A 23,687-nucleotide genomic window follows, 5' to 3' on the forward strand; every position below is an offset into this window, starting at 1 on the left:
CGCAACATACAACATGCAGGTTGCTAGGATGACCGCCATGGCGAAGCGCGGCGGCACGGATGTGGAACGACGGGCCCGTGGCGACCGGACGCGACGCAACCTCATCGACGCCGGCCGCGCCCTGTTCGTCGAGAAGGGCTACTACAACACGAGCATCGGCGAACTCGTGAGCACCTCGGGCGTAGGCACCCGAGGGGCGTTCTACCACCACTTCAAGGACAAATCGGAACTCTTTCGTGCGGTGTTCGAGGAGGTCGAGCGGGACCTGACATTGCGCTCACTGGCTTCGCCCCCGCGCGGCGCCGACTCATGGGAACGGCTGTCGGCGGGCCTGCACGGTTTCCTCGAGTCCGCACTGGAACCGGAGGTCCAACGGGTGATGCTGCTCGACGGCCCGGTGGTCCTCGGCTGGCAGACGCTGCGCGCGATCCAAGAGGACAACAGCATCGCCCTGATCAACGAGATGGTTCGCGAAGCCATCGCCGAAGGCGCCATCGAGGACCAACCCGTCGGAGAGTTGACCCACATGGTCGTCGCTGCGCTCGAGGAAGGCGCACTGCTGGTAGCACACGCGGCACAGCCCGCTCGAGCACGCAAGCGGGCCGCAACGGTCCTCGACCGCCTCCTGTTGAGCTTTGCGGTCGAGCCGCGGAAGGTATTGCGGCGTTGACGGAAATGCTCGTTATCGCCTATCGCATATAGTCACTCTCGTGGGCTGATAATGTTCCTCTCGATCCACGTTTGTAGGGAGACCCATGTCTGACAGGCCCGCCATGCGAGTCGCCATCGTCGGAGCTTCAGCAGGACTGGGCCGATGTATCGGCATTGGCCTGGCACAACGGGGCGCCCAGGTCGCGCTGCTAGCGAGGCGTTACGACCGCCTTGTGGACGCCGCGAAGGAGGCGGGCAACGGCGCGGTGGCCGTCGCGTGCGATGTCACGGCGGTCGAGACGTGTCAGAAGGCGATGGCGGAAGTCGTCGGCGCACTCGGCGGTCTCGACGCGCTCGTCTACACGACCGGTATGGGCGTGCTGGCTCCCCTGAGCGACGTGACACCCGAACAATGGGCGCAGTTGTTCGCCACCAACGTCACCGGTGCATCGCTCGTCACCGCTGCCGCAGCACCGCATCTTGCCGAATCGGCCGGGTCTGCGGTCTACCTGTCGTCGCTCAGCGCTTCCTACAGCACACCGTGGCCGTTCCTCGGGTCCTATGCGGTCACCAAAGCCGCGCTGGACAAGCTGGTCGAGGCGTGGCGCGTCGAGCACCCGAACATCGGGTTCACCCGCCTTGCGGTCGGCGACAGCCTCGGCGGCACCGGCGACTCGCAGACCGAGTTCAACAAGGGCTGGGACCCCGACGCTCTGGAAAAGGCCATCAGATTCTGGATGGAGAACAAATACATGCAGGGCGGCCTCATCGACGTCGACAACCTCGTCGATGCCGTCGACAACGTCCTCCGTTGTGGCAGTAGCAGTTTCATTCCCCAGATAACCCTGGCGCCACGCGCCTCCGACGCGGTTAAGGAACTTCGTCAATGGTGAAACACGAATCCCGCATGTTCATCGACGGCAAGCTCGTCGAATCCGAAACCGGTCGACAGTTCGACAACATCAATCCGGCGACCGAGGAGGTGCTCGGCGGTACTGCTGACGGGACGCGCGCCGATATGGAGCGTGCGGTGGCGGCTGCGCGGCACGCCTTCGATACCACCGACTGGTCGCGCGACGGCGAGGCGAGAGCGTCGGGTCTGCGACAGCTTCAAACAGCCCTGGAAGCGGAAAAGGAAGCCATTCGCGCGGAGTTGATCGCAGAGGTCGGCTGCCCGCTGCTGAGCACCTTCGGACCACAGCTCGACGTGCCGTTGAAAGAGGCACTGAGCTGGCCAGCCGATATGGTCAGCCAGTTCCCCTGGAAGCGAACACTTCCCGACAAGGATGCGTTCGGCATGGGAACCCCCGCAACGCGGGAAGTCTGGAAAGAGCCGGTCGGCGTCGTTGGGGTGGTGACGCCATGGAACTTCCCTCTCGAGATCATCCTCAACAAGATCGGGCCCATCCTCGCGATGGGCAACACGATGGTGCTGAAGCCCGCCCCCGACACGCCGTGGAATGCGACCCGCATTGGCCGCATCATCGCTGAGCAGACTGATATCCCGCCGGGCGTGATCAACATCGTCACATCGTCGGATCATCTTGTTGGAGAGGTACTGTCGACCTCGCCACTCGTCGACATGGTGGCGTTCACCGGCTCGACGGCAACCGGACGGCGCATCATGAAAGCCGCCGCCGACACCGTCAAACAAACCTTCCTCGAACTCGGCGGCAAGTCGGTCTACCTAGTGCTCGACGACGACGGCGACATCAGCGCACCGATCGGTGGCAGCGCGTTCATCTCAATGCACGCGGGGCAAGGCTGCGCGATGCCGACCCGGCTGCTGGTGCCGAACTCCCGCTATGCCGAGGCAGTCGAGATCGTCACGACTGCAATGGAAAAGAACTCCTACGGCGACCCGACCGACCCCTCGGTACTGCAGGGACCGCAGGTGTCGAAGCGGCAGCAGGACCGCGTCATGGGTTATATCGAGAAGGGTAAGGCCGAAGGTGCACGCTTGGTGACCGGTGGCGGCATCCCCAAGCATCTTCCGAAGGGCTTCTTCGTCGAGCCGACCGTCTTCGCCGACGTGGACAACCGTATGACGATTGCTCAGGAGGAGATTTTCGGACCGGTGTTGTCGGTCATCGGATTCGACGACGACGACGATGCGGTGCGCATCGCCAACGACTCCATCTACGGGCTGTCGGGCGTCGTGTTCGCCAACGACCTCGAGCGCGCCAAATCCGTAGCGAGTCGCATCCGGACCGGGACGCTCGGCATCAACGGCGGCCTGTGGTACGGCGCTGACGCCCCCTTCGGTGGTTACAAGCAGTCCGGCGTCGGCAGGCAGTGCGGCATCGAAGGGCTCGAGATCTTCACCGAGACAAAAACGGTCGGCTGGCCGGCGTCCTAAGCCCAGCAAGGAGTATGTGATGAAGTCCAAGGCAGCAGTCCTGCGGGGCGTCGGCGTGGATTGGGAAGTCACCGAGGTCGATCTCGACCCACCGCGGGCGGGCGAGGTATTGGTCAAGATGTCTTTCGCGGGCGTCTGCCATTCCGACGAACACTTCTACACCGGCGACAGCGTTCCGAGCAAGGACATGGAGGAGTTGATGCGGGCCTCCGGCGTGCCGGTACCCGAATGGTTCCCCATGCTCGGCGGGCATGAGGGCTCCGGCGTCGTCGAAGAGGTCGGCCCGGAAGTGCACACCCTCAAGCCCGGCGACCACGTCGCCATCTCGTTCTTCCCCGCATGCGGTAACTGCCGGTTCTGCGCTACCGGGCACACCTACCTATGCGATGTGGGCGCGAACATCTACGACAAGGCCATGACAACAGACGGCACGAGGCGTCGGCACCTCGGTGACCAGGACTTGATGGCGATGATGCAAGTCGGCACTTTCTCCGAGTTCGTCGTCGCCTCCGAACGGTCACTCGTCAAGGTCAATGAATGGATCCCGCTCGAAGTTGCTTCGCTCGTATCCTGCGGGGTGACAACGGGTTTCGGATCAGGATCAGTTGCCGCCGGAACTGAACCGGGTGACACCGTCGTCGTCGTCGGGGTGGGCGGCATCGGGATGAACGCCGTGCAGGGTGCGAAGATCGCCGGAGCCAAGCACATCGTCGCGGTCGATCCGAATGAGTTCAAACGGCAGATCGCACCGACCTTCGGGGCCACGCATACGGCGGCGGAGGCGGCCGCCGCGATTGAGCTCGTGAAGGAAATCACCTGGGGCGTGATGGCCGACCGGGTGGTGCTCACCCCCGGAGTTGTGCCGCCTGACCTCGTCCTGATTGCAATGATGCTGCTGCGCAAGGGCGGCACCTGCGTGCTGACCGGCATGGCGAAGGTAGCCGATTTAATGGTGCCGATGAGCCTTCCCGACATGGTCAGCTCATGTAAGACACTCAAGGGCGTGCTCTACGGAGGAATGAACCCGCGAGATGCGATGCCCAAGTTGTTATCGATGTACGAAGCGGGCACCATCAAGCTCGACGAACTCATCACCCAGAGGTACAAGCTCGACGACATCAATGAAGCGATGAAGGATCTGCGGGCAGGAAAGAACATCCGCGGCGTCATTGCATTCGAGTGAGGTTTGGCCTCCAATTTTCCTCGCGAGCAGACGCAAATGCACGCGACACGCCGTTGATATTGATGCGTTTGTGTCTGCTCGCGAGTGAGAGTCAGCCGGCGCTGTGCAGCTCCGCGAGCGCGTGGATCTGCTCGAGGTAGTGCTCGAGCGAGTGGTGGATGAACCTCGCGGAGACGGTCGTCGTGCCCGCCGCCTCCATCGCGGCCAGCGTCTCGCGCGTCGCGTCGGGTTGATTGACAGCGTCGAGCGGCTGATCGGCGGGCAGCACCACCTCGAAACCCGGCGGAAGCTCCCTGGCGCGCAACCACTCTGCTGCAGTTTCGAGAGAGATGCCGAAGGGACACCAGCCGTCGGCGAGGGTGACCGCGCGCCGCAACGAGCGCTTGGTGCGGCCGCCGATCCAGATCGGCATCTGCTGCTGCAGGGCGCACGGGTCGACGGTGAGGCCGCCGAACTCGTAATACTTTCCGGCGTATACCGGTTCATTGCTCGGCAGGGCGGTACGCAACGCACGCAACGCGTCGTCGGCGCGTTCGCCGCGGTCGTCGAACGGCTCACCGAGCAGGTCGAACTCCTCCTTGAGCGTGCCCACCCCGACGCCGAGAATCACCCGTCCGCCGCTGACGTGATCCAGTGTGCCGTAACGCTTGACGATCTCCAGCGGATGGTGGTAGCCGAGCACCAGCGTCATGGTCGCGAGCCGGATCTGCGTGGTGCGCGCCGACACGTATCCTAGCGTGGCCAGCGGGTCCCAGTAGCGTGAGCCGCGCCGTCCTGCTTCGTTGGACGGGACGCCGATGTGCTCGCTGCACGTCAGGTGGTGGTAGCCGAGACGGTCGGCCACCTCGGCCACGCGGCCGATCTCCTCGATGCCCGCGTCCTTCTCCCACGTCAGGGGGGCACCGGCGACGTTGGTGACAACCGGTGTGGCGATGGCGAGTTTCACTGCAGCGGCTCTTCGCCCGCGAGGATCGTGCGATGCATGAGACGCCCGCTGTCGACGGGATATTCGAGCACTCGGTGCATCGTGCCGGTGTTGTCCCAGATCAGTAAGTCACCGGGTTGCCACTCGTGTCGGTAGACGTATTGCGGCTGCGTCGCCCAGTCACGCAGCCGGGCGAGCAGCGCACGGCTCTCCTCCACCGGTAGTCCCTCGACGTAATCCGCCGTCGCGCCGAGAAGCAGCGACTTGCGGCCTGACCGGTGAGTCCAGACCATCGGGCACGACTTCGTCGGCGACTTCTGCCAGAACGCGATCTCCTCGTAGCTCATCTCCGGACGGACGTAATACTGCGACCGCTCCGCGCTGTGCACCACCCGCAGGTCCGCGATGAGCTGCTTGTCGCTGTCGGGCAGATCGTCGTATGCCGCATAGGTATTGCAGAATTCGGTCTCACCACCGGTGTCTGACAGCGTGATCGCGCGCAGCAGCGTCGCCAGGTTCGGATACGGCTGCAGCGACCCGTCGAAATGCCAGAACATCGAGCCCTTCAGATACTCCGCCTTCTGATTGACGTTCTTGTCGAGCGAAATCTTGTAAATGCCTTCCTGGCCTTCGTTTTCAGGGATCGCACCCAGTGTCCTTGCGATCGCGACCTGTTGAGAGTCGGTGATGTCGAGTCCGCGGAAGAAGACGACGCCGCGCTGCTCGAGGATCGAGCGGATGTTTTCGGCTTCCCGCCCGCTCAGCAGCGTGTCGACGTCGGTCCTGATCTCGCTCCCGATCCGGGGCGTGACATCGGTGACCTCAAGCTGCGCGGACCTGAGACCCATGATCAACTCACCCTCGTGAGAATGGTGTTCGCCGAATGCTTCACCCGCGGCTGTTTCCACAGCTCCACCGCCAACGAAACGGTGATCAGCGAGTACAGCAGGTTGCGCAGGTTCGCGACGTCGTCGGGCAGCGGTTCGGAGTAGTCGAACTTGTCGATATAGGCGACGGCTTCCTCGGCGACGGGGAAGACTTCGTCGTAGAACGCCTTGATCTCGTCCATCGAGCTGTTGACTCGCTTGACGTAGCGCTCGTGGCCATCCTCGATCGCCCACTCGCCGACCAGATGCTCGAGGTGCGAAAACTCTGACGGCAGAAGGGCGCTCATCGCTTCGCCCCTGCGTCGACGTAGTCGGTCACTGTCTTGTGCAGATGGCGCAACAGGATCTCCTCGTCGTTCATCGGAAAATGCGTGAGGACGCCGCTGTTCAGCATGGCCTGCAAGCCCTCTGACGGACTGGCGTCCTCCAGGATGATGTCGTTGAGGAATGTCATCGTTAGCTCCTGGCCCAGCCTCTCCTTGTGAGTGGTCGGCGGTTGGTAGTACGCCTCGGTCTCGAAGATGTGCGAATGCGGCCCCGTCGGCCAATGCGTGTGCACCGTGAATCCGGAGGCACCGAAGATCAGCACGAAGTTCGGAAAGAATTGATACGAGTCGAATCCGTATTTCTCGGATCCGGTGGGATTGATGCCCGGCGGCATCGGTCCGCGGTCGACCTTCTTGTTCCACGGCCCCGCGGCACTCGCCTCGAAGACGCATTCGATCGGCTTGGAGTACGGCGTCTTCTGGGACGGCTCGCCGGAGAACGAGAACATCCGATGCGGGCCCTTGAGCTGATAGGCCAGCGCATCGGTGAACGGGTTCGGCTGATCAAAGGCGTCTCTGGCCTCTGCGGTGAGGGCGCCGAACGACGAGGCATGCAGATAGGGCCCGTGGTAGCTCTCGGCGAATCCGTCGAGGAAGATCTTCCAGTTGCACTGCAGCTCCGCTTTGAACTTGTACACCTGGTGCGGCCCGTCGAAGGGATATCCCTCGAGGCTGTGCGCCAATTCGCCGAGGTACGTCCGCAGCGGCTCGGTGTTGTCGGGGTTGAGGTTGATGAAGATGAAGCCTTCCCACACCTCGCACTGGATCGCAGGCACCCGGCAGCTATCGGCATCGAAGTCGAGCAGCAGATCCGTGCGGGTGGCCGCATGCAGTGAGCCGTCGAGCTTGTAGCGCCAGCCGTGAAAACGGCAGTACAGCAGGGGCGCTCGGCCCTCGATCTCCTGGAACGGGTCGTCCTCCCACAGCATCTTGTTGCCGCGGTGCGGGCAGATGTTGTGAAAGGCGCGGATCACGTCGTCCTTGCCTCGCACGATGATGATCGAGGTGTTGAGGAACCTCAGCTCGCGGGTGAAGTAGCTGCCCGACTTCGGCACGCGCTCCACCCGTCCCATGTACAGCCACGTCTTCTTGAAGACATGGTCGCGTTCCTTCTCGTAGAACTCGGGTGAAACGCAGTCTTCGAGCGATACCGGGCCGCGGCCCAGCTCGGGATAGGCGTCGGTCCAGTGTCCGCTCGCGGGCTTGGTCACCAGGCTGTTGTGACTCATGAGGCTTACCTCCCGGCCGAAACTAACAGGTGGGGAAATGGCCGAAACAGATGCGAGAGCGCAACATGCTGTTGCATATTTGGAACGCAAACCCCGAGCCGAGTCTGCTGAGACTCGAAGGAAGAGACGGTGGAACAGAATCTGCCCTTCGACCTCGACGCCCTGCTGGTTTTCGGCAAGGTGGTGGAGAACCGCAGCCTGTCGAAGGCGGCGGCGTTGCTCGGCATGCCCAAATCGACGGTCAGCCGCAAGCTCACCAAGCTCGAATCGGACTTGGGCATCAAGCTCCTGCGCAAGAACACCCACCAGCTGACGGTCACCGACCTGGGCGAGAAGATCTACGCCCACGCGGTGAACATCCTGGCCGAGGCCAACGGCGTGCGGGCGCTGGTCGAAGGCAGCAGGCAGGAACCGCAGGGCGAGCTGAAGGTCGCGATCCCCGTCTTCGTCGGCATCGACTACGCGTCGAGGGTCGGCGCCACGTTTCTGCAACGCCATCCGCACTCGCGACTGGATATCCGGCTCGTCGACAACATGGTCGACCCGATCAGGGACGGGTTCGACGTGGTTTTCGGCACTGGCCCGTTGCAGGATTCGACGCTCATTGCGCGCAAGGTCTTCGATCTCGACTTGTTCCTGTGCGCATCACCGTCGTTTCTGGGCGGCCTTCCCGAGCCGATCGCTTCGCCGGCACAGCTGGGCGAGCTACCCTTCATCGACTTCGGCTTCGCGGGAACGCGCAGGCTCACGGTGGCCAAGCACAAGCGGCGATACGAACTTTCTCCGTCGGTTAGGGCGCGCGCCAACAACTTTCAGGTGTGCAAGCAGTACATCCTGCACGGGTTGGGCATCGGTGCGATGCCCACACAGATCATCTGCACCAACGAGTTGCGCGACGGCAGCCTGGTGCCGGTGCTGCCGGAGTGGAGGTTGGAGCCTCTCGAGGTGCACATGATCTACCCGTTCGAATTGTCGTTCTCGACGCTGATCAGTGCCTTCTACGAGGCGGCGCGCGAGATCATCGTCGAGAACATCGCTCGCAGTTAGCGGTTACAGCCAGTTGCCCCGGCGCATGACCGCCGATACCGCGAGGCGCTCATCCAGCACCACCAGATCGGCGTGGGCGCCCGCTTCAAGCACGGCCGGCGGGAGCCCCAGTGCCCGACCAGGATTGACCGACGCCTGACGCACGGCGGCTGCCAGCGCGTCATCGCGGTGTAATCCGCTGTGCGCCACCGCGAACCGGATCTGTCGGTCCATCGTCGCCGTGCTCCCGGCGATCACGTCGGTGCCCGCGACGCGTGACACGCCGTCGGCCACATCCACGGCCATCGGCCCCAGCTGGTAGCGGCCGTCGGACATGCCGGCGGCAGCCATCGCGTCGGTCACCAACGACACCCGATCGTCGCCCGCGCTGCGGCACACGTGCCGGTACAGCGCCGGATCGACATGGACCCCGTCGGTGATCAATTCGACTGTCACCCTAGGGTCTTCGAGCAGGGCGATGACCGGGCCGGGTTCGCGGGTGTGGATCGGTCGCATCGCGTTGAACAGATGCGTACCGACGGTCGCACCCGCGTCGATCGCCGCCCTGGTCTGGTCATAGGTCGCCTCGGTGTGACCGACGGCGGCCACCACGCCCGCATCGACGATCTGCCGAATGGCAGCAAGAGCGCCGTCGCGTTCCGGCGCGATGGTGACCATGCGGACCGCGCCGGCGCCCGCGTCGAGCAGGCGCTCGACCTCGGAGGGCTCGGGATCGCGCATGAGCGCGGGCTGGTGCGCGCCGCACCGCAACGGAGACAGCCACGGGCCTTCCAGGTGGATGCCGTCCAGCAGCCCGGATCGCACATCCTTGGCCACCGCCGCGACCTGACGCAGCAGGTCCTGCGGACCCGCGGTGACCAGGGATGCGATCAGCGTGGTGGTGCCGTGTCGACGGTGAAACGCCGCCGCGACAGCGGTTTCGGCGGAATCGGCAGCGGAGAAGTTCGCTCCACCCCCACCGTGTACATGCGTGTCGACGAACCCCGGCACCACCGTCACCTCGCCCAGATCGTGGTCGATACAGCGTGGCGCAGCGCCGGCGCCGACGGCGACGACGGAATCGCTTGACAACTCAATCCAGCCCGGCCGCAACAACCTTCGGCCGGTCAATAGGGTTTCGACGGTGATCAGCATTGCGGCGGCTCAGATACCCTGCCACGGCGGTTTGCTGCGATAGGCCTCGCGGAAGTAGTCGACGAGCTGCAGCCGACTGGCGGCGGCTTCGTCGAGCAGCACCGCGACATGCGGGTGGTGTTGCAGGATCGTCGCGGGCCACAGTGCGCTCACCGCGCCCTCGACCAGGTGATGCACGGCTTCGGCCTTGTGGCGACCGGCGGCGACCAGGATCACGTGGCGCGCCTCCATGATGGTCGCCAACCCTTGGGTCAGGCAGTGCGTCGGCACGGCTTCCAGATCCCCGCCGAAGAAGCGGGCGTTGTCGAGCCGGGTTTGCCTGGTCAACGTCTTGATCCTGGTTCGCGACGCCAACGAGGAGCCGGGTTCGTTGAAGGCGATGTGCCCGTCGGTGCCGATGCCGAGGATCTGCATATCCACACCGCCCGCTGCCTGGATCGCGTTCTCGTAGGCCGCGCAGGCCGCGGGGATGTCGGCGGCCAGACCGTCGGGTCCCTCGACGGCGCCGGGGGCGAAATCCACCCGGGACGCGAACACGTCCTCGATGACGGTCCGGTACCGCTGCGGATGGTCCGCCGGCAGGCCCACATACTCGTCGAGGATGAACCCGCGCGCGGCGGCGAACGAGGCCTTGCCCGCGGCGTAGCGCGCCGCCAGCTCGTCATAGATCCCCATCGGCGACGACCCGGTGGCCAAGCCCAGCACCGCGGTCGGTTTGCGGTCCAGCAGCGCGCAGACCGCGACGGCGCCGAGCACACCGATCTCGGATGCGTCGCCCAGGATGACGACTTCCATTACTTGTTCACCGTGAAAAGCTCTGCGCCCGAAGCTATATCGGCACCCGCAGCAACAGTCTCCGACGGGACGACGTGCTCGGGCTCCCGTTCGTCCATGACCACGACGGCGACGATTGGGTTGAGCCCGTTGGCTTCGACGGCGGGCACGTCGTAGGTGACGATGAGCTGCCCGAGGGCGACGTCGTCGCCCTGGCTGGCGTGGATGGTGAACCCGTCGCCTTTCAGCGCCACAGTGTCCAGGCCCAGGTGGACCAGGACACCGACATTGCCGGGCGTCATCACGATGTAGGCGTGCGGCATGAGCTTCAGCAGCCTGCCGCTCACCGGGGCGACGGCTTCCACGACCCCGCGGATCGGGTCCACCGCCGCGCCCAAACCGACCATGCCGCCGGAAAACACCGGATCCGGAACATCTGAGAGCGCGACGGCGCGCCCGGCCAACGGGGCATGGACCAGCGTCGTGTTCACCCTCCAGACAATACGAGCGTGCTTGCAACACGGTCTCGGCTTCGCATGTTCTCGTCTAAGCTTCCGCTGACGCTTCGGCGGCAGCGATGTTGGCGGCACAGAAGGACTTACCATGAGTGACACGGCGGAAACTCAAGCGGCCCAGCGTAAGTCGAGCCGCCGGATTCCGGGCTTCGCGCAACTGCAGCGGCTCGGTAAGAGCCTCATGCTGCCGATCGCCGTGCTGCCCGCCGCTGGCATCCTGCTGCGGCTCGGCCAGCCCGATCTATTGGGCAGGATCGAGGCACCGGTCATCGGCCCGTTCTTCAAGGCGATGAGCGCCGCAGGCGATGCGCTGTTCTCCAACCTGCCCCTGCTGTTCGCCGTCGGCGTCGCGATCGGCTTCGCCAGAAAGGCCGACGGCTCCACCGCCCTCGCGGCCGTCGTCGGGTACCTGGTGGTGGAGGCCGTCTTCAAGACCATGTCGCCGATCGTCCTGGCGGGCCAGGTCGACAAGGCCGGCGACCAGGCCCAGATCAACTACAGCGTCTTCGCCGGCATCGTGGTGGGCCTGTTGACCGCATGGCTCTTCGACCGATACCACACCATCCAGCTGCCGTCCTATCTCGGATTCTTCGGTGGTCGGCGGTTCGTCCCGATCATCGTGTCAGTCGCCTGTCTGTTCCTGGCGTTCGCGATGAGCTACTTCTATCCGGTTTTCGACGCGGGGCTGACAGCGTTGGGCGAATTCATCGGCGGGGCCGGCGCCTTCGGGGCGTTCGTGTACGGCTTCGCCAACCGCATGCTGATTCCGTTCGGGCTGCATCACATCCCCAATTCCTACATCTGGTTCCTGTACGGCGATTACCAGCCCCCCGGCGGCCAGGCCGTCACCGGTGAGCTGACCCGGTTCGCCGCGGGAGATCCCACTGCAGGCATTTTCACGTCGGGCTTCTACCCGATACTGATGTTCGGCCTGCCCGCGGCCGCGCTGGCCATGATCCATGTGGCCGACAAGAAGCAGAGGAAGATCGCGGTAGGCATCCTGGCCGCGGCGGCGTTGACGGCGTTCCTCACCGGCGTGACCGAGCCGCTGGAATTCGCGTTCATGTTCGTCGCGTTCCCGTTGTACGTCATCCACGCCCTGTTCGCCGGACTGTCCTTGGCTATCGCGTATCTGTTGGACATCCACCTCGGCTTCTCGTTCTCAGCGGGCTTGATCGATTTGCTCCTCTACGGCACCGCACCGGCCGCCAAGAACATCCCGCTGCTGATCGTCATGGGCGTGGTGTTCTTCGTCGTGTACTACCTGCTGTTCCGATTCGCGATCACCCGGTGGAATTTGAGGACGCCGGGGCGCGAGCCCGAGGATGAATTCGCCGCCGAAGAGCAAGCCAATCTGGGCGATGGCGTCGAGTCGCCTGCGGTGGCCACGGCTGAGAGCAGGGCCGAGAAGGTGATCGCAGCGTTCGGCGGCCGCGAGAACCTCGTGACGGTGGACGCGTGCATCACCAGGCTTCGTGTGGAGGTCAACGACAAGGACAAGGTGAGCGCGGCCGAGCTGAAGAGCCTCGGCGCCGCCGGGGTCGTCGACGTCGGCAACAGCGTTCAGGCGGTGTTCGGCACCGACGCCGAGGCGCTCAAGAACGACATCGTGGATAGGCTCTAGAGCACCGCGAACAGCTCCAGCTGGATGTTGTCCGGATCGCGGAAAACCACTGTGGCATAAGGGAACGGCTCATTTCCGGTTCTGATGCCCGAGTGCTCGATGCCGAGCTCGTCGAGCCACCCCGTCCACGCCTCGAGCTGGTCGCCGCCCGCCACGTTGAAGCCCACGTGGTCCAGGCCGGTGTGAGCCTCGTCGAAACGTTCGCCCCGGTTTCCGGTGTTGGTGTGCAGGCCGATGGCCAGCCCTGAACGGGGTTCGAGGAGCAATACCCCGTAGCCGCTGTCCTCCCGTTCGTAATGCGGGAACGTCATCGGCACCCGCTCGGCGCGGAACACCTTTTGATACCAAGCCACGCTGGCCTCGATGTCGCACACGGTCACAGATAAATGATGGATCCCAGTAATCGCTGGGGCGGTTGTCGCGGCCACGTGCAAGATGGTGCCATGACTAACGACTCGGCGGCAGCCATCAGAAAAGAGCGGCGCGACTGGATGGTTAGGCACCGTGACGCGTACCTGCAGTCCGGTGGCACCCAGGGCCATGTCATGGACATTTCCGACATCGGCGGACATCCGTTCACCACGCACTGCCTGATCCGGGTGCGCGGCCGTAAGTCGGGCAAGACGCGGATTGTCCCGCTCATCTACGGCGACATCGGTGGCGAGGTCGTGATCGTTGCGTCGAAAGGCGGCGCCGACCAACACCCCGACTGGTATTTCAACCTCCGCGAGAGCGAGCGCGTCGACGTCCAGATCGCGACCCAGGCGTTTCGGGCGACCTGGCGTGAGCCCAAAGATGAAGAGCGTCACCGTATCTGGGACTTCATGGTATCTGTGTACCCCCCGTATCTCTCATATCAGCGGTCGACGTCCCGGCACATCCCCGTCGTCATGCTCGAGCCCGCCGAAACCATCGATGTGTTCTCTGAGGCCGACCTTCAGTCCTCGTAGAAGAGCTCGACGCGCGGGGTTTCGCCGTTGGGCCCATCGGGGAGTCGTATTCGACCACAAAGCACGTCGGGTTGCTGTGCGTTTCGAACAGCTGCGTCTCGTCGGCGAGGATGGACGGCAGCCGCTTGGGGTCGGCGATGATTCACGGCGACGGGTCGGTGAGATAGTGCGTGAGAACCGGTTTGAGCCAGCGAGCGAGCGTCTTGTCATCCATGTCCACAAGCGGCGGAATTCCGATGATGTAGCGCGCCACGGCTATTCCCAACAACTGGGCACCGATGAGCGCGGCCCGTTCAGTCGGCCGGTCGACCGCGACCTCGGCCAGGGCGGGCGCCACCTGGCGGGTGAAGACGTCGAGCAGCGCATCGGCGGCCGCCTGGCTCGACGCCGCGGCGCGCAGCAACGGGAGGAATGGCCCCTCGGGCCCCCACACCTCGACGAAAAGGGGCAACAAGACATCCGCGACATCGCTGGGCGCCACCCCGGACAGATCGGGCGGTGAGATGTCGAGACGCGACACGGCGCCGAAGAGTCCGTCCTTGTTCCCGAAGTAGTGCATGACAAGCGCGGGATCGACCCCGGCGGCCGAGGCGACCGATCTTATCGTCGTTTTCTCGAAGCCGCTCTGGCCGAACTGCACACGCGCCGCAGCCAAGATGGCGGCCCTTGTCGCTGCAGCGTCCCGGGTTCTCGAAGCCATGGCGCCAGTGTATTCAACAATTGTTGACAACTTCGATGGTGAGGCCTACCTTCAGTTCAACACGCGTTGAACTGAAGGAGGACGCGATGGCCGTAACCGCTATCCAAATAGGGCTGCACCCCGACGCCGTCGATTACGAATCGGCCGAGTTTTCGCAGTTCAGCGGCTTGACCAAAGCCGGCTTGACCCAAGCGAACAGCGCCAACGTCGCCGGCTTGCGGGCGGCCGGCTACGAGGTCGACAACTGCCTGATCGACACCGGCGAGGCGGGTGCGACGAAGGCGCGCGACTGGCTGTCGGCCAAGCGCTACGACGCAGTGCTGATCGGCGCCGGAATCCGCCTGGTCGCAAGCAACACGCTGCTGTTCGAGGCGATCGTGAACGCCGCACACACCGCCTATCCGGACTGCCGCTTCGTCTTCAACTACTCGGCCACCTCGACGCCCGGCGACATACGCCGGTGGTTTCCGGACCCGACCGACGTAACGCCGGAGCATAGCCATGGTCGCCTCATATAGCGCAGACGTCGTGGTCGTCGGGGCCGGTCCCGCCGGGTTGGCCGCAGCAGGCGATTTGGCGCGGACCGGCCGGTCGGTTGTCGTGCTCGAACGTCGGGCCGAAATCAACCCCGCCAGCCGCGCGTTCGCCCTGATGGCCAGGACGCTGGAACTGCTGGACGCTCGCGGGTTGGCCGATGATGTCCTGGCCCAGGCTCATCCGTCCGCCGGTGTCTCCATCTTCGCGGGTGCGCGGATCGATCTCTCACATCTGCGTTCGGCATATCGATTCGTCGCGATCGCCCCCCAGACGGTCGTCGATCGCACGCTGGCGCACTACGCCGCCATGCAGGGTGCCCAGGTTCATCGTGGCATGGAAGTAGTTGCCCTCGAACAGGATGCCGACGGCGTTACGATCACCGCACGCCCGAAAGACGAGGACGATCCGCGGCACCGGCAGATATGGCGGGCGCACTACGTGATCGGGGCCGACGGGGCACACAGCACCGTGCGGAACCTCGTCGGCGCGGAGTTCCCCGGAAAGACGATCCTGTCCTCTGTGGTGCTGGCTGACGTTGAGCTCGCATACGGTCCCGCCACCGGCGAATTGACTCTGGGCAGTACACGAGACGCGTTCGGTTTTCTGGCACCGTACGACCGCGGTGACGAGAACGGCGCCTGGTACCGAGCGATGGTGTGGGACAGACGGCATCAGGTGCCGGACTCCGAGCCTGCCTCTCCCGGCGAGGTGATCGACGTGCTACACCGTGCGGTGAGTCGTGACCTCGCGGTCCGTCAGGTCGGCTGGCTGTCCAGGTTCCACTGCGACGAGCGTCAAGTCGGCTCTTACCGGCACGGTCGTGTGTTCCTCGCGGGCGACGCCGCGCATGTGCATTCGCCCATGGGCGGGCAGGGCATGAACACCGGGATACAGGACGCGGTCAATCTCGCGTGGAAGCTCGATGTGGTGCTCGCAGGCGCGCCCGACGACGTCCTCGACACATATCACGACGAACGTCATCCGATCGGAAGACGGGTATTGCGGCAGTCGGGGCTGATGGCACGTGGGGTCACATTACATCCTCGGCTCGCCCGCGGCATACGAAACCTCCTGGCGCCGAGGCTACTTCGCACGCCGCCGGTACGCGACATAGTTGCCGGCAGTTTTGCGGGCACCACACTGCGCTACGCACGTCGACATTCGCAGCATCCGCTCGTCGGCACCGCGGCGACGGAGATCCCGCTGGTGCAGGGCCGGTTAACGCATCTACAGCGCTCCGCTGGGTTCGTGCTCATTCGCGAACGCGGACAGACACCGGTCGAACTCTGCGGTCTTGTCGAAGCCGAACGCCTCGACGCCGGGCCCGCGCTCCTCGTCCGACCCGACGGCTATGTCGCGTGGGCGGGCAACTCCTGCCACCGCACAGCCGTGGCGTCGGCGCTCAGTCGGTGGACTGGAGTCAGTTCGCGGGAAGAAACATCACCGCTACGACGGCTGCGATAAGGGCTAGACCCACGATGGTGCCTGCCACAGCGGGCCAGCCGTAGCCTTCATAGGCCACTCCGCCGAACCACCCGCACAGGCTGGAGCCGCCGTAGTAAAACAGGTTGTACAGCGAGGAAGCCTGCGCCTTGCCCACCGGCGCGGACCGGGCCGTCCAGCCGGACGCTACCGAATGGGCGCCGAAGAAGCCTGCGGTGGCGATCAACAGTCCTCCGAGTACCACGAATACGTTGGTGATCAACGTGATCGCGACGCCCGCGGCCATGATCGCTGTCGACGCCAGCAGCACGGGTTTGCGGCCGAACCGCGTGGCTTCCGCGCCGGCGCGCGACGACGCCCACGTCCCGGCTAGGTAGGCCACGAACATGAGGCTCACGACGAACGGTGACAGACCGAACGGTGGGCCGGTCAGCCGGAAGCCCAGGAAGTTATACAGCGCGACGAAGCCACCCATCAGCAAGAAGCCTTGCGTAAAAAGCACGAGCTGGCGCGGTGAGCGCAGGTTGACGAGCAACCGAATCGCCAGGCTCTCTTCAGGTTTGGCGCCGGAGCGATTCGACGGGACGAAGCCGTGGGGTTGCGGCGCGAGCTTGACGAAGCTCAGCGCGGCGAGCCCGCACAGCGCCGCGACGGTGAACATGTCGGCTCGCCATCCGGCGACCTCTGCCACCGGGCTGGCCACCAGGCGACCAATGAGACCTCCAATGGTCGTACCGGCGACGAACGTGCCCGCGGCCCGTGCCGCGTGCGCGGGGTCGATCTCCTCGGTGAGATAGGCGATCGCGATGGCCGGCACGCCGCCGATCACGAGACCCTCCAGAAAGCGGCCGGCGAGCAGCAACTCGAACGACGGCGCGAACGGGACGAGCAGCCCGATGGCCGTCGCCACCGTGACCGAAAGCGATATCGCCCTGACACGGCCAATGCGGTCAGCGAGGGTGGACCATGGGATCACCCCGAGTGCCAAGCCCACGGTGGACGCCGAGATCGTCAGGGCCGCGGCCGCAGCACCGACGTGAAGGTCTGCACCAATCAGCGGCAGCACCGCCTGTGGCGAATAGAGCTGCGCGAACGTCGCGACCCCCGCGCAGAAGAGCGCGGCAAGCAGGCGGCCGTATGCGGCCGAACCGCGGGTATGGCCGGCCCACGCGGGCGGGGCAGACTGCTCGATGGTCACCGCTACGACGCTAAGACCGCTCTTCTAATGTGTCCAATGCATGATGTTGGGGTGTTTTATGCGTGTCGTGCATCGCTGAGCAGGAAGGCCGCGAACCGATCGGCGGGCGGGGACAGGGTCCGGCTGCGGTCCCACACCAATCCCACTTCCCGCTTGGCACCGGCGTTAGACAATGGGACATGGACGGTCTTCGCTTGGCGGCCGTCACGCGGAACGGGGATGACGGCCACCCCGAAGCCGGCCGCGACCAGACCTTCGACGGTAGGGATCTCGGTGGCCTCGAACACGATGTCCGGACGGACCCCGTCGTCGGCCAGCAGTTGATCGGTGAGCTGACGCAGACCGGCTTGTTCGGCTAGTGCGATGAACGGCTCCCCCGCCGCCGCTGATAGACGCACCCTGGCCCGGTCTGCGAGGCGGTGACCGCGCGGTACGGCTAAGCACAATTGGTCGACATAGAGCCTGCGCCAGCCGATCCCCGCCATCGCGGGACGTGGCGCGGTGATCGCGACATCGGCCTGTCCGTCGAGTAGTCGACGTGTGATCTCACCAGCAGGACCCTGAAACAAGGAGAACCCGATGGCGGGTGCCGTTTCACGGAAACGTCGAAGCAATTCGGGCACATACCAATTCGCCAACGAGTGCAGAAAGGCGAACCGCACCTGCCCGTTGTCGGGGTCACGCAGAGCGGCGATGCGGTCGGTGGCGGTTTGCATTTCCGCGAGACTGCGCTTGGCGTGCTCCAGCATGATCTGGCCGTAGGCGTTGAGTCGGAGCCTGCGGTGGACTCGATCGAACAGCGGCGTACCGGCTTCGCGTTCGAAACGGGCGAGCGCCCGAGACAACGTCGGCTGGCTGACCGCCAGCTCGGTCGCGGCATCGGTGACGTGTTCGGTCTCAGCGAGCACGACGAACCAGCGCAGTTCCTCGAGGTTCACGGTTCGACCATAACCAAACCGCATGAACTCTCCAGCGGTCCTTGCAATCCAAGCATGACGGCTGCTGACGGTGATCGCGTCGCTACACTTCACTGCATGCTCGCGCGCCGGTTCCCCGATCTGGCCATGTGGATCGAGGGCGCCTACTACCAGGGGATCGACCAGATCGACGACACCGAGGCGCTGATCCGCTACTGGCAGGCCCTTACCAGCGAGCAGCGCAGCGAGAGTTTCCGACTTCGGCGCATCTGGTGAGCATGCCCGACGATCTCGACGGCGCAATTCTGCGCGCGCTCGACAGCCTGCTGCGGTTGCTGCAGCCGGAGCCCTTGGGCCAGGACCGTTTTCGCGTGCACAGCGAGGCCAACCGGTTCGGGCGGGTCTTCGGCGGGCAGATGATCGCCCAGGCCATGCAGGCCGCGGCGGGCACCGTCGTCGACAAACCGCCGCATTCACTGCACGCGTACTTCGTGAAATCGGGCGACCCCGAGCATCCGCTCGACGTGTCGGTCGAGCGGGTCCGAGACGGCCGGTCGATGGCCGCACGCCGCGTCACCGTCACCCAGGCGACAGACACCTTGCTGATCGCAATGGTGTCGTTCCACGACAACCCGCTCGAGCCCGGCCTGGCCGGAGTCGCACCAGCCGGACCGCATCCCGAGCGGCTACCACGCCTGCAGGACTGGGTGGCCAGCGCGCCGCCCGACCTGATCGACCGGGCACGCACCTGGATCAGCAGGCCTCCCCCACTCGACATGCGCATCGCCGAGCCGACGTACTTCTTCGGCGGATCCAGCGCCGACGGACCGCGCTCACATTGGATGCGGTTGCCGCGCAGCATCGGTGACGATCCCGTGCTGCACAGCGTGCTCCTGGCATACGCCAGCGACTACCTCCTGCTCGACATCGCCATGCGTTCGCACCCCGACGACGTCACCGTGGAGTCGTCGATGGCGTTCAGCCTCGACCACACCATCTGGTTGCACCGACCGGTGCGGTTCGAGCAATGGCACAGCCACACAGCCGAATTGGTGTCGATCTCGGGCCACCGCGGGCTGGTGCGCGGTGCGATCCACGACATCGACGGCCACCTCGTGGCCAACACGACCCAGGAGGTGCTCATCCGTGCCAAGTCATGAACCAGCTGGGTATCCGCTGTTCCAGCAGCCGTGGCCGGAGGGCGAATATCGGATATTCCAACTGGGCTTCGTCGTCGACGATCTGCTGGCCGCGGCCTGCCGCCATGCCACTGTGCCGATTTCTGCGTCAGGGTCGTGATTGCCGGCAATGCACTGCCCTGGTGCAGAAGTCGACGAGTTAGGCATGCGCCATGTGCAGGGCTGCGCGATGGCTGAACAGCAGCGAGGCGCCGATCGGGTTGCCCCCGCCGGGATACGACGTACCCGACACCGCGGCCATCGTGTTGCCCGCGGCATAGAGCCCCGGGATCGGCTGATCGTCGGCGTCGAGCACCCGGGCATCGACATCGGTCCGCAGCCCGCCCTTGGTGCCGAGATCCGACAGGCCGAACGCCGCCGCGCGGTAGGGCGGGGTGTCGATAGGCACCAGCGGTGACCCTCCGCCGGTGAACGCGCGGTCGAACGACTCGCGCCCGCGGCCGAAGTCCTCGTCGTCGCCGCGCTGAGCGAAACCGTTGAAACGGCGCACGGTAACCTCCAGATTGGCTGCCGGAACACCGATTTCGGTGGCGAGCCCGGCCAGCGTGTCGGCCTGCCGCCACAGCCCGGCCGACACATAAGAGTCCGTCGGCCAGAACGAGACGTTGGTCGCCATGACCGGCGGTTGTTCGCCGCTGCGGCTGTCGTACACCATCCAGTACCGCCGCCCGACCGTGCCTTCCGCAATCGCGCGGATGATTTCGCGGCCCGCGCGGTCGTAGGCCGCGGACTCGTTGACGAACCGTTGCCCCTCACCATCGACGAAGATGCCTCCGGTGAAGCACAGCGCGAACGTGGCCCGGCCGTCGGGATGGACTAGTCCCGGCGACCACCATGCCTGGTCCATCAGATCGGTGCTCGCGCCGACGGCAATCGCCGCCCGATGCGCCAGGCCGAGGTTGCGCGGCGCCCCCATGGTGTCCAAAGCCGTTCCCGCAACGCCGTATTCGGCCCGCATCTGGTCGTTCTGTTCGAAGCCGCCCGCCGCCAGCAGGACACCACGGCGCGCCCTGATCGATCGCCGATGGCCCTCGCTGTCGACCACCGCGCCGACCACCCGGCCGCCGTCGGTGAGCAGCTCGACGACGCTGGTGTTCAAATGAGCGGTGACCGCCGGATTGTCGGCCATCGCCGAGAGGAACCTGCCGATCAGCGCGCGGCCGCCGGTGAGCAGCTCAGGTTGCGGAGCGCCAAGGCGTTCATGATCCAGCGGTCCGCGCACCAGCCCCTGGAAGCGCCCAAGCCTGTTGTCGGGCACCGCCTTCGACACGATGTGGCGCATACCGTCATTGCGTGCGCCCGGCGCCGAGCTGTAGTAGTCGGGCCACGGCAGGATCTTGAACGCGAAATGCTCGTCACGTTCCAGGTATTCGATCAGCGCCGCGCCGCCGCGCACATAAGTCTCCTGCAGCTGCGCCGGGGTGCGGTCGCCGACGACGGCGCGGTAGTAGCGCAGCGCGTCATCGATCGTGTCGTCGACACCGGCTCGCACCAGGACGGGATTGCAGGGGTACCACATTCCGCCGCCGCCGGAGTAGGCGAACGTGCCGCCGAACTGGCCGGTGGCCTCGACGAGGGCGACCGTAAGGCCCTCCCGCGCTGCGGTATACGCACCTGCGATGCCGCCGCCGCTGCCCGCGACGATGACGTCCACCGTCTCGGAGGGCGCGCTCACAGGTGCTTCGACCTGTTGACGAAACGGCCCTCTCGAGGCGAAAATAGCCAGCCGCCACCGGCTTTCGTGCCGCCGTCGACGGGGATGTTGTGGCCGGTGACGAACGCTGACTGGTCGGACGCGAGAAACAGCGCGACGCGCGCCTGGTCTTCGGGCCAGCCCACCCGGCCGACGGGCGCCCACGACGCCCACAACTCGTCGACGTCGTCGTAGCCGGTCAGATAGTCGACCTGCGGCGTCTGCGCCAGATCGGTGCCGATGCCGTTGACCCGGATGCCGTGCCTTCCGAGGTCGACGGCCAGGCAAGTGGTGAAGTGCGCGGCGGCGGCCTTCATCGCGCCGTAGACAGGGTCTTTGGGGTATCCGCGCATCCCCTCCACCGAATGCACGGTCACGATACTGCCGCGCCGCGCGCTCATCATCGACGGCACGAACGCCCTCGTGACCGCGAAGACGTGACGCAGGTTGATGTCGTACATCTGCTGCCACGATTCGGGTGTCGACTGATGAAAGGCGACCAACGGCCGGTAATCACCGACATTGTTGACAAGCACATCGATACGGCCGTGCTCGCCGAGCACCGCATGCGCCAAGCGCGCCACGTCTTTGTCGGCGGTGACGTCGACGACATGGCAGCGGATCCGTCCGCCTGCGCCGGTCACCTCGTCGCGAATACGGCGGGCGCGGTCCTGATCGATTTCGGCGACTTCGACGAGCGCGCCGTGCTGGGCGAACAGCCGGGCGATGCCTGCGCCGATGCCGTCGCCTCCGCCGGTGATCACCGCCACGCGACCGTCGAGCAGGCGGTTCCAATCACCGATGGGTGGGACGCCCTGCTCAACGGTCATAGCGACGAACGCTACAAGGCGTACGGAAGAATCGGCATTGACATGACCGAAAGCCAGGCCGTGCCCGCCGAGTCGCGACGGCACCACGTCGTGCGGCTCGCCCTGTTCGCCGCGTTTTTGGTGGGGCTGTTCTATCTGGTCGCGGTCACGCGGGTGGTAGACGTTGAGGACGTTCGAAGTACGGTCGCCGCCACGGGACCCGTCGCGCCGCTGACCTATGTGGCGGTCTCGTCGGTGTTCGGCGCCATCTTCGTGCCGGGACCGATCCTTGCGGCCGGCAGCGGCGTGTTGTTCGGGCCCGTGCTCGGGCTGTTCGTGACGCTGGGCGCGACGGTCGGAACAGCGGTCATCACCAGCCTGATCGGACGCCGTGCGGGCCGGCAGAGTGCACGGGGCCTGCTCGGAGCCGACCGCGCCGACCGCCTGGACCAGCTGATCGCACGCCGCGGACTGTGGGCGGTCGTCGGCCAGCGCTTCGTCCCCGGCATTTCCGACGCGCTGGCGTCATACACCTTCGGCGCGTTCGGCGTCCCGGTGTGGCAGATGGCGGTCGGGGCCTTCATCGGGTCGGTGCCGCGGGCGTTCGTGTACACCGCGCTTGGCGCGTCGATCGGGAATCTGTCGTCACCGCTGGCGTACGTCGCCGTGGCGGTCTGGTGCGTGACGGCGGTCGTCGGCGCCTTCGCTACTCACCGGGGTTACCGCCATTGGCGTGGGCGTCGTCGGCATGCGAGTAGCGGACCAGGTACTGTCCCACCAAACGAAGGGTGACCTAACCCCACGGAAGGGCAGTAACCAATGAGTGGTCGATCGACTGGTGCCGAAGGGCTGCGCCTCCTGGTGGTCGGCGCCTCCTCCGGCATAGGCCACGCGGTGGCGGAGGGTGCCGCCGAGCTAGGCGCCAAGGTGGCGGTGGCCGCGCGGCGTACGGACCTGCTGACCAAGCTGGCCGACGCCATCGGTGGTACCGCCTTCGAACTGGACGTCGAGGACACCGCGGCGATCGACAAGGTGGTCGGCGAAGCGGCCGAATCGCTCGGCGGCCTCGACGCCGTGGTCTTCACGAGCACGGTCGTGCCCTTCGCGCACATCGAGGACACCGACGTGACGACGTGGGTGCACGCCTTCGCCGTCAACGCGGTGGGTGCGAACAATGTGCTTCGCGCCGCGCGGCCTCATCTGTCCGAGAACGGCGTGGTGCTGATCGCCTCGAGCCACGACGTCGGTCGCCCCCGGGCGGGGGTCTCGGCATACAGCGCGAGCAAGGCCGCTTTGGACGAGATCCTGCACTCGTGGCGAAGTGAACACCCCGAGCTGTCCATCGTGCGGGTAGGGATCGGGCCGACGGCCGACACCGAGATCCTGCGCGGCGCCGACCGGGATCTGCTGTCGATGCTTTTCAAGTCGTGGGTGGAGCATGGCCAACTGCCAGCACAGATGTCGACGCTGAACGACGTCGCCAATACGTTGGTGTCGCTGGTGATCACCGCTCATGCGAACCCGAGCGTGGTGCCGGAGATCGTCCAGCTGTCACCGCGCATCAGGAAAACTTCCTGAGCCGCATTA

General features: G+C 65.3%; 27 protein-coding genes. 14 read left to right on the plus strand and 13 right to left on the minus strand.

The window, feature by feature from the left end:
• The first annotated feature begins 37 nt into the window (after window positions 1-37).
• The 4 genes from A5651_RS20730 to A5651_RS20745 all read left to right on the plus strand — a co-directional run bounded on the left by A5651_RS20730 (window position 38) and on the right by A5651_RS20745 (window position 4,193).
• Entirely contained in the window at window positions 38-670 is a 633-nt protein-coding gene (locus A5651_RS20730) for a TetR/AcrR family transcriptional regulator (protein WP_066985307.1), read from the plus strand.
• Between the two features lie 103 nt (window positions 671-773).
• On the plus strand, window positions 774-1,544 hold the full coding sequence (locus A5651_RS20735; RefSeq protein WP_197496712.1) for an SDR family oxidoreductase: 771 nt from the start codon (window positions 774-776) through the stop codon (window positions 1,542-1,544).
• Window positions 1,538-3,010, plus strand: a complete 1,473-nt coding sequence (locus tag A5651_RS20740) for an aldehyde dehydrogenase family protein (RefSeq protein WP_066985314.1) — start codon at window positions 1,538-1,540, stop codon at window positions 3,008-3,010. The genes A5651_RS20735 and A5651_RS20740 overlap by 7 nt, the downstream gene beginning before the upstream one ends.
• 19 nt (window positions 3,011-3,029) lie before the next feature.
• Window positions 3,030-4,193 (plus strand): NDMA-dependent alcohol dehydrogenase, encoded by a 1,164-nt coding sequence (locus A5651_RS20745; RefSeq protein WP_066985317.1) that lies wholly within the window; start codon window positions 3,030-3,032, stop codon window positions 4,191-4,193.
• Between the two features lie 91 nt (window positions 4,194-4,284).
• Here the strand turns inward: A5651_RS20745 and A5651_RS20750 are convergent, their stop codons facing one another.
• Genes A5651_RS20750 through A5651_RS20765 form a run of 4 tightly spaced genes read right to left on the minus strand, consistent with a single transcriptional unit; the run spans window position 4,285 to window position 7,560 of the window.
• Complete coding sequence (locus A5651_RS20750) at window positions 4,285-5,139, minus strand: TIGR03619 family F420-dependent LLM class oxidoreductase (RefSeq protein ID WP_066985320.1); 855 nt, start codon at window positions 5,137-5,139, stop codon at window positions 4,285-4,287.
• A complete protein-coding gene (locus tag A5651_RS20755) occupies window positions 5,136-5,966 on the minus strand; it encodes a TauD/TfdA family dioxygenase (protein WP_066985323.1) in 831 nt (276 codons plus the stop codon). The genes A5651_RS20750 and A5651_RS20755 overlap by 4 nt, the downstream gene beginning before the upstream one ends.
• Window positions 5,967-5,968: 2 nt before the next feature.
• Window positions 5,969-6,292 (minus strand): hypothetical protein, encoded by a 324-nt coding sequence (locus A5651_RS20760; protein ID WP_066985325.1) that lies wholly within the window; start codon window positions 6,290-6,292, stop codon window positions 5,969-5,971.
• Window positions 6,289-7,560 carry an SRPBCC family protein gene (locus A5651_RS20765; RefSeq protein ID WP_066985328.1) on the minus strand — a complete coding sequence of 424 codons (1,272 nt, stop codon included), beginning with the start codon at window positions 7,558-7,560 and terminating at the stop codon, window positions 6,289-6,291. Before A5651_RS20765 ends, A5651_RS20760 begins: the two co-directional genes overlap by 4 nt.
• A 129-nt stretch (window positions 7,561-7,689) precedes the next feature.
• On the opposite strand from A5651_RS20765, the gene A5651_RS20770 reads away from it, so the two are divergent.
• Window positions 7,690-8,607 (plus strand): LysR family transcriptional regulator, encoded by a 918-nt coding sequence (locus tag A5651_RS20770; RefSeq protein ID WP_066985331.1) that lies wholly within the window; start codon window positions 7,690-7,692, stop codon window positions 8,605-8,607.
• A gap of 3 nt (window positions 8,608-8,610) precedes the next feature.
• Here A5651_RS20770 and nagA read toward each other — a convergent pair whose 3' ends face one another.
• The 3 genes from nagA to A5651_RS20785 are packed head-to-tail and all read right to left on the minus strand — an operon-like array spanning window position 8,611 to window position 11,006.
• Window positions 8,611-9,741, minus strand: a complete 1,131-nt coding sequence (gene nagA, locus A5651_RS20775; protein WP_066985334.1) for an N-acetylglucosamine-6-phosphate deacetylase — start codon at window positions 9,739-9,741, stop codon at window positions 8,611-8,613.
• 9 nt (window positions 9,742-9,750) lie between these two features.
• On the minus strand, window positions 9,751-10,536 hold the full coding sequence (nagB, locus tag A5651_RS20780; RefSeq protein ID WP_066985337.1) for a glucosamine-6-phosphate deaminase: 786 nt from the start codon (window positions 10,534-10,536) through the stop codon (window positions 9,751-9,753).
• Window positions 10,536-11,006 carry a PTS glucose transporter subunit IIA gene (locus A5651_RS20785; RefSeq protein WP_066985339.1) on the minus strand — a complete coding sequence of 157 codons (471 nt, stop codon included), beginning with the start codon at window positions 11,004-11,006 and terminating at the stop codon, window positions 10,536-10,538. The genes nagB and A5651_RS20785 overlap by 1 nt, the downstream gene beginning before the upstream one ends.
• Before the next feature lie 112 nt (window positions 11,007-11,118).
• On the opposite strand from A5651_RS20785, the gene A5651_RS20790 reads away from it, so the two are divergent.
• A complete protein-coding gene (locus tag A5651_RS20790) occupies window positions 11,119-12,654 on the plus strand; it encodes a PTS transporter subunit EIIC (protein WP_066985342.1) in 1,536 nt (511 codons plus the stop codon).
• Here A5651_RS20790 and A5651_RS20795 read toward each other — a convergent pair.
• The gene (locus A5651_RS20795) at window positions 12,651-13,058 is read right to left on the minus strand and encodes a VOC family protein (RefSeq protein WP_255361838.1); all 408 of its coding nucleotides are present in this window, start codon (window positions 13,056-13,058) and stop codon (window positions 12,651-12,653) included. The genes A5651_RS20790 and A5651_RS20795 overlap by 4 nt on opposite strands.
• Before the next feature lie 39 nt (window positions 13,059-13,097).
• Here A5651_RS20795 and A5651_RS20800 point away from each other — a divergent pair, with 39 nt between their 5' ends.
• On the plus strand, window positions 13,098-13,604 hold the full coding sequence (locus A5651_RS20800; protein WP_066985538.1) for a nitroreductase/quinone reductase family protein: 507 nt from the start codon (window positions 13,098-13,100) through the stop codon (window positions 13,602-13,604).
• 142 nt (window positions 13,605-13,746) lie between these two features.
• Here the strand turns inward: A5651_RS20800 and A5651_RS20805 are convergent, their stop codons facing one another.
• Window positions 13,747-14,304: a TetR family transcriptional regulator gene (locus tag A5651_RS20805; RefSeq protein ID WP_066985348.1), complete on the minus strand. Its 558-nt coding sequence runs from the start codon at window positions 14,302-14,304 to the stop codon at window positions 13,747-13,749.
• An 86-nt stretch (window positions 14,305-14,390) separates the two neighbouring features.
• Between A5651_RS20805 and A5651_RS20810 the strand changes: the two genes are divergently transcribed.
• Window positions 14,391-14,822, plus strand: coding sequence for a hypothetical protein (locus tag A5651_RS20810; RefSeq protein WP_066985350.1), 432 nt, complete (start codon window positions 14,391-14,393; stop codon window positions 14,820-14,822).
• Window positions 14,806-16,305, plus strand: a complete 1,500-nt coding sequence (locus tag A5651_RS20815; RefSeq protein ID WP_066985353.1) for an FAD-dependent oxidoreductase — start codon at window positions 14,806-14,808, stop codon at window positions 16,303-16,305. The genes A5651_RS20810 and A5651_RS20815 overlap by 17 nt, the downstream gene beginning before the upstream one ends.
• Here the strand turns inward: A5651_RS20815 and A5651_RS20820 are convergent.
• Window positions 16,262-17,482 carry an MFS transporter gene (locus tag A5651_RS20820; RefSeq protein ID WP_066985356.1) on the minus strand — a complete coding sequence of 407 codons (1,221 nt, stop codon included), beginning with the start codon at window positions 17,480-17,482 and terminating at the stop codon, window positions 16,262-16,264. The two genes, A5651_RS20815 and A5651_RS20820, sit on opposite strands and share 44 nt — an antisense overlap.
• A gap of 56 nt (window positions 17,483-17,538) precedes the next feature.
• The gene (locus tag A5651_RS20825) at window positions 17,539-18,420 is read right to left on the minus strand and encodes a LysR family transcriptional regulator (RefSeq protein ID WP_066985359.1); all 882 of its coding nucleotides are present in this window, start codon (window positions 18,418-18,420) and stop codon (window positions 17,539-17,541) included.
• Between the two features lie 96 nt (window positions 18,421-18,516).
• Between A5651_RS20825 and A5651_RS25545 the strand changes: the two genes are divergently transcribed.
• From A5651_RS25545 to A5651_RS25550, 3 genes are read left to right on the plus strand one after another with little or no spacing between them, the layout of a single operon-like run.
• A complete protein-coding gene (locus A5651_RS25545) occupies window positions 18,517-18,675 on the plus strand; it encodes a hypothetical protein (RefSeq protein WP_156663092.1) in 159 nt (52 codons plus the stop codon).
• Window positions 18,676-18,677: 2 nt separating this feature from the next.
• A complete protein-coding gene (locus A5651_RS20830) occupies window positions 18,678-19,559 on the plus strand; it encodes an acyl-CoA thioesterase II (RefSeq protein WP_066985362.1) in 882 nt (293 codons plus the stop codon).
• The gene (locus tag A5651_RS25550; RefSeq protein WP_156663093.1) at window positions 19,546-19,698 is read left to right on the plus strand and encodes a hypothetical protein; all 153 of its coding nucleotides are present in this window, start codon (window positions 19,546-19,548) and stop codon (window positions 19,696-19,698) included. The genes A5651_RS20830 and A5651_RS25550 overlap by 14 nt, the downstream gene beginning before the upstream one ends.
• A 39-nt stretch (window positions 19,699-19,737) precedes the next feature.
• Here the strand turns inward: A5651_RS25550 and A5651_RS20835 are convergent, their stop codons facing one another.
• Window positions 19,738-21,273: an FAD-binding protein gene (locus A5651_RS20835; protein ID WP_066985365.1), complete on the minus strand. Its 1,536-nt coding sequence runs from the start codon at window positions 21,271-21,273 to the stop codon at window positions 19,738-19,740.
• The gene (locus A5651_RS20840) at window positions 21,270-22,121 is read right to left on the minus strand and encodes an SDR family NAD(P)-dependent oxidoreductase (protein ID WP_066985368.1); all 852 of its coding nucleotides are present in this window, start codon (window positions 22,119-22,121) and stop codon (window positions 21,270-21,272) included. The genes A5651_RS20835 and A5651_RS20840 overlap by 4 nt, the downstream gene beginning before the upstream one ends.
• Window positions 22,122-22,163: 42 nt before the next feature.
• On the opposite strand from A5651_RS20840, the gene A5651_RS20845 reads away from it, so the two are divergent.
• Together A5651_RS20845 and A5651_RS20850 are read left to right on the plus strand one after the other, a co-directional pair.
• Window positions 22,164-22,892 (plus strand): TVP38/TMEM64 family protein, encoded by a 729-nt coding sequence (locus A5651_RS20845; protein WP_066985371.1) that lies wholly within the window; start codon window positions 22,164-22,166, stop codon window positions 22,890-22,892.
• A gap of 27 nt (window positions 22,893-22,919) precedes the next feature.
• Window positions 22,920-23,678, plus strand: coding sequence for an SDR family oxidoreductase (locus A5651_RS20850; RefSeq protein ID WP_066985374.1), 759 nt, complete (start codon window positions 22,920-22,922; stop codon window positions 23,676-23,678).
• Window positions 23,679-23,687: the final 9 nt, after the last annotated feature.

Source organism: Mycobacterium sp. 1274761.0 (assembly GCF_001668615.1).
GTDB lineage: Bacteria > Actinomycetota > Actinomycetes > Mycobacteriales > Mycobacteriaceae > Mycobacterium.

Coding starts and splice junctions, on each gene's coding strand:
- A5651_RS20730 (WP_066985307.1), top strand. CDS start 38: ATGGCGAAGCGCGGCGGCACGGATGTGGAACGACGGGCCCGTGGCGAC.
- A5651_RS20735 (WP_197496712.1), top strand. CDS start 774: ATGCGAGTCGCCATCGTCGGAGCTTCAGCAGGACTGGGCCGATGTATC.
- A5651_RS20740 (WP_066985314.1), top strand. CDS start 1,538: ATGGTGAAACACGAATCCCGCATGTTCATCGACGGCAAGCTCGTCGAA.
- A5651_RS20745 (WP_066985317.1), top strand. CDS start 3,030: ATGAAGTCCAAGGCAGCAGTCCTGCGGGGCGTCGGCGTGGATTGGGAA.
- A5651_RS20755 (WP_066985323.1), bottom strand. CDS start 5,966: ATGGGTCTCAGGTCCGCGCAGCTTGAGGTCACCGATGTCACGCCCCGG.
- A5651_RS20760 (WP_066985325.1), bottom strand. CDS start 6,292: ATGAGCGCCCTTCTGCCGTCAGAGTTTTCGCACCTCGAGCATCTGGTC.
- A5651_RS20765 (WP_066985328.1), bottom strand. CDS start 7,560: ATGAGTCACAACAGCCTGGTGACCAAGCCCGCGAGCGGACACTGGACC.
- nagA (WP_066985334.1), bottom strand. CDS start 9,741: ATGCTGATCACCGTCGAAACCCTATTGACCGGCCGAAGGTTGTTGCGG.
- nagB (WP_066985337.1), bottom strand. CDS start 10,536: ATGGAAGTCGTCATCCTGGGCGACGCATCCGAGATCGGTGTGCTCGGC.
- A5651_RS20790 (WP_066985342.1), top strand. CDS start 11,119: ATGAGTGACACGGCGGAAACTCAAGCGGCCCAGCGTAAGTCGAGCCGC.
- A5651_RS20800 (WP_066985538.1), top strand. CDS start 13,098: ATGACTAACGACTCGGCGGCAGCCATCAGAAAAGAGCGGCGCGACTGG.
- A5651_RS20805 (WP_066985348.1), bottom strand. CDS start 14,304: ATGGCTTCGAGAACCCGGGACGCTGCAGCGACAAGGGCCGCCATCTTG.
- A5651_RS20810 (WP_066985350.1), top strand. CDS start 14,391: ATGGCCGTAACCGCTATCCAAATAGGGCTGCACCCCGACGCCGTCGAT.
- A5651_RS20815 (WP_066985353.1), top strand. CDS start 14,806: ATGGTCGCCTCATATAGCGCAGACGTCGTGGTCGTCGGGGCCGGTCCC.
- A5651_RS25545 (WP_156663092.1), top strand. CDS start 18,517: ATGCTCGCGCGCCGGTTCCCCGATCTGGCCATGTGGATCGAGGGCGCC.
- A5651_RS20830 (WP_066985362.1), top strand. CDS start 18,678: ATGCCCGACGATCTCGACGGCGCAATTCTGCGCGCGCTCGACAGCCTG.
- A5651_RS20840 (WP_066985368.1), bottom strand. CDS start 22,121: ATGACCGTTGAGCAGGGCGTCCCACCCATCGGTGATTGGAACCGCCTG.
- A5651_RS20845 (WP_066985371.1), top strand. CDS start 22,164: ATGACCGAAAGCCAGGCCGTGCCCGCCGAGTCGCGACGGCACCACGTC.
- A5651_RS20850 (WP_066985374.1), top strand. CDS start 22,920: ATGAGTGGTCGATCGACTGGTGCCGAAGGGCTGCGCCTCCTGGTGGTC.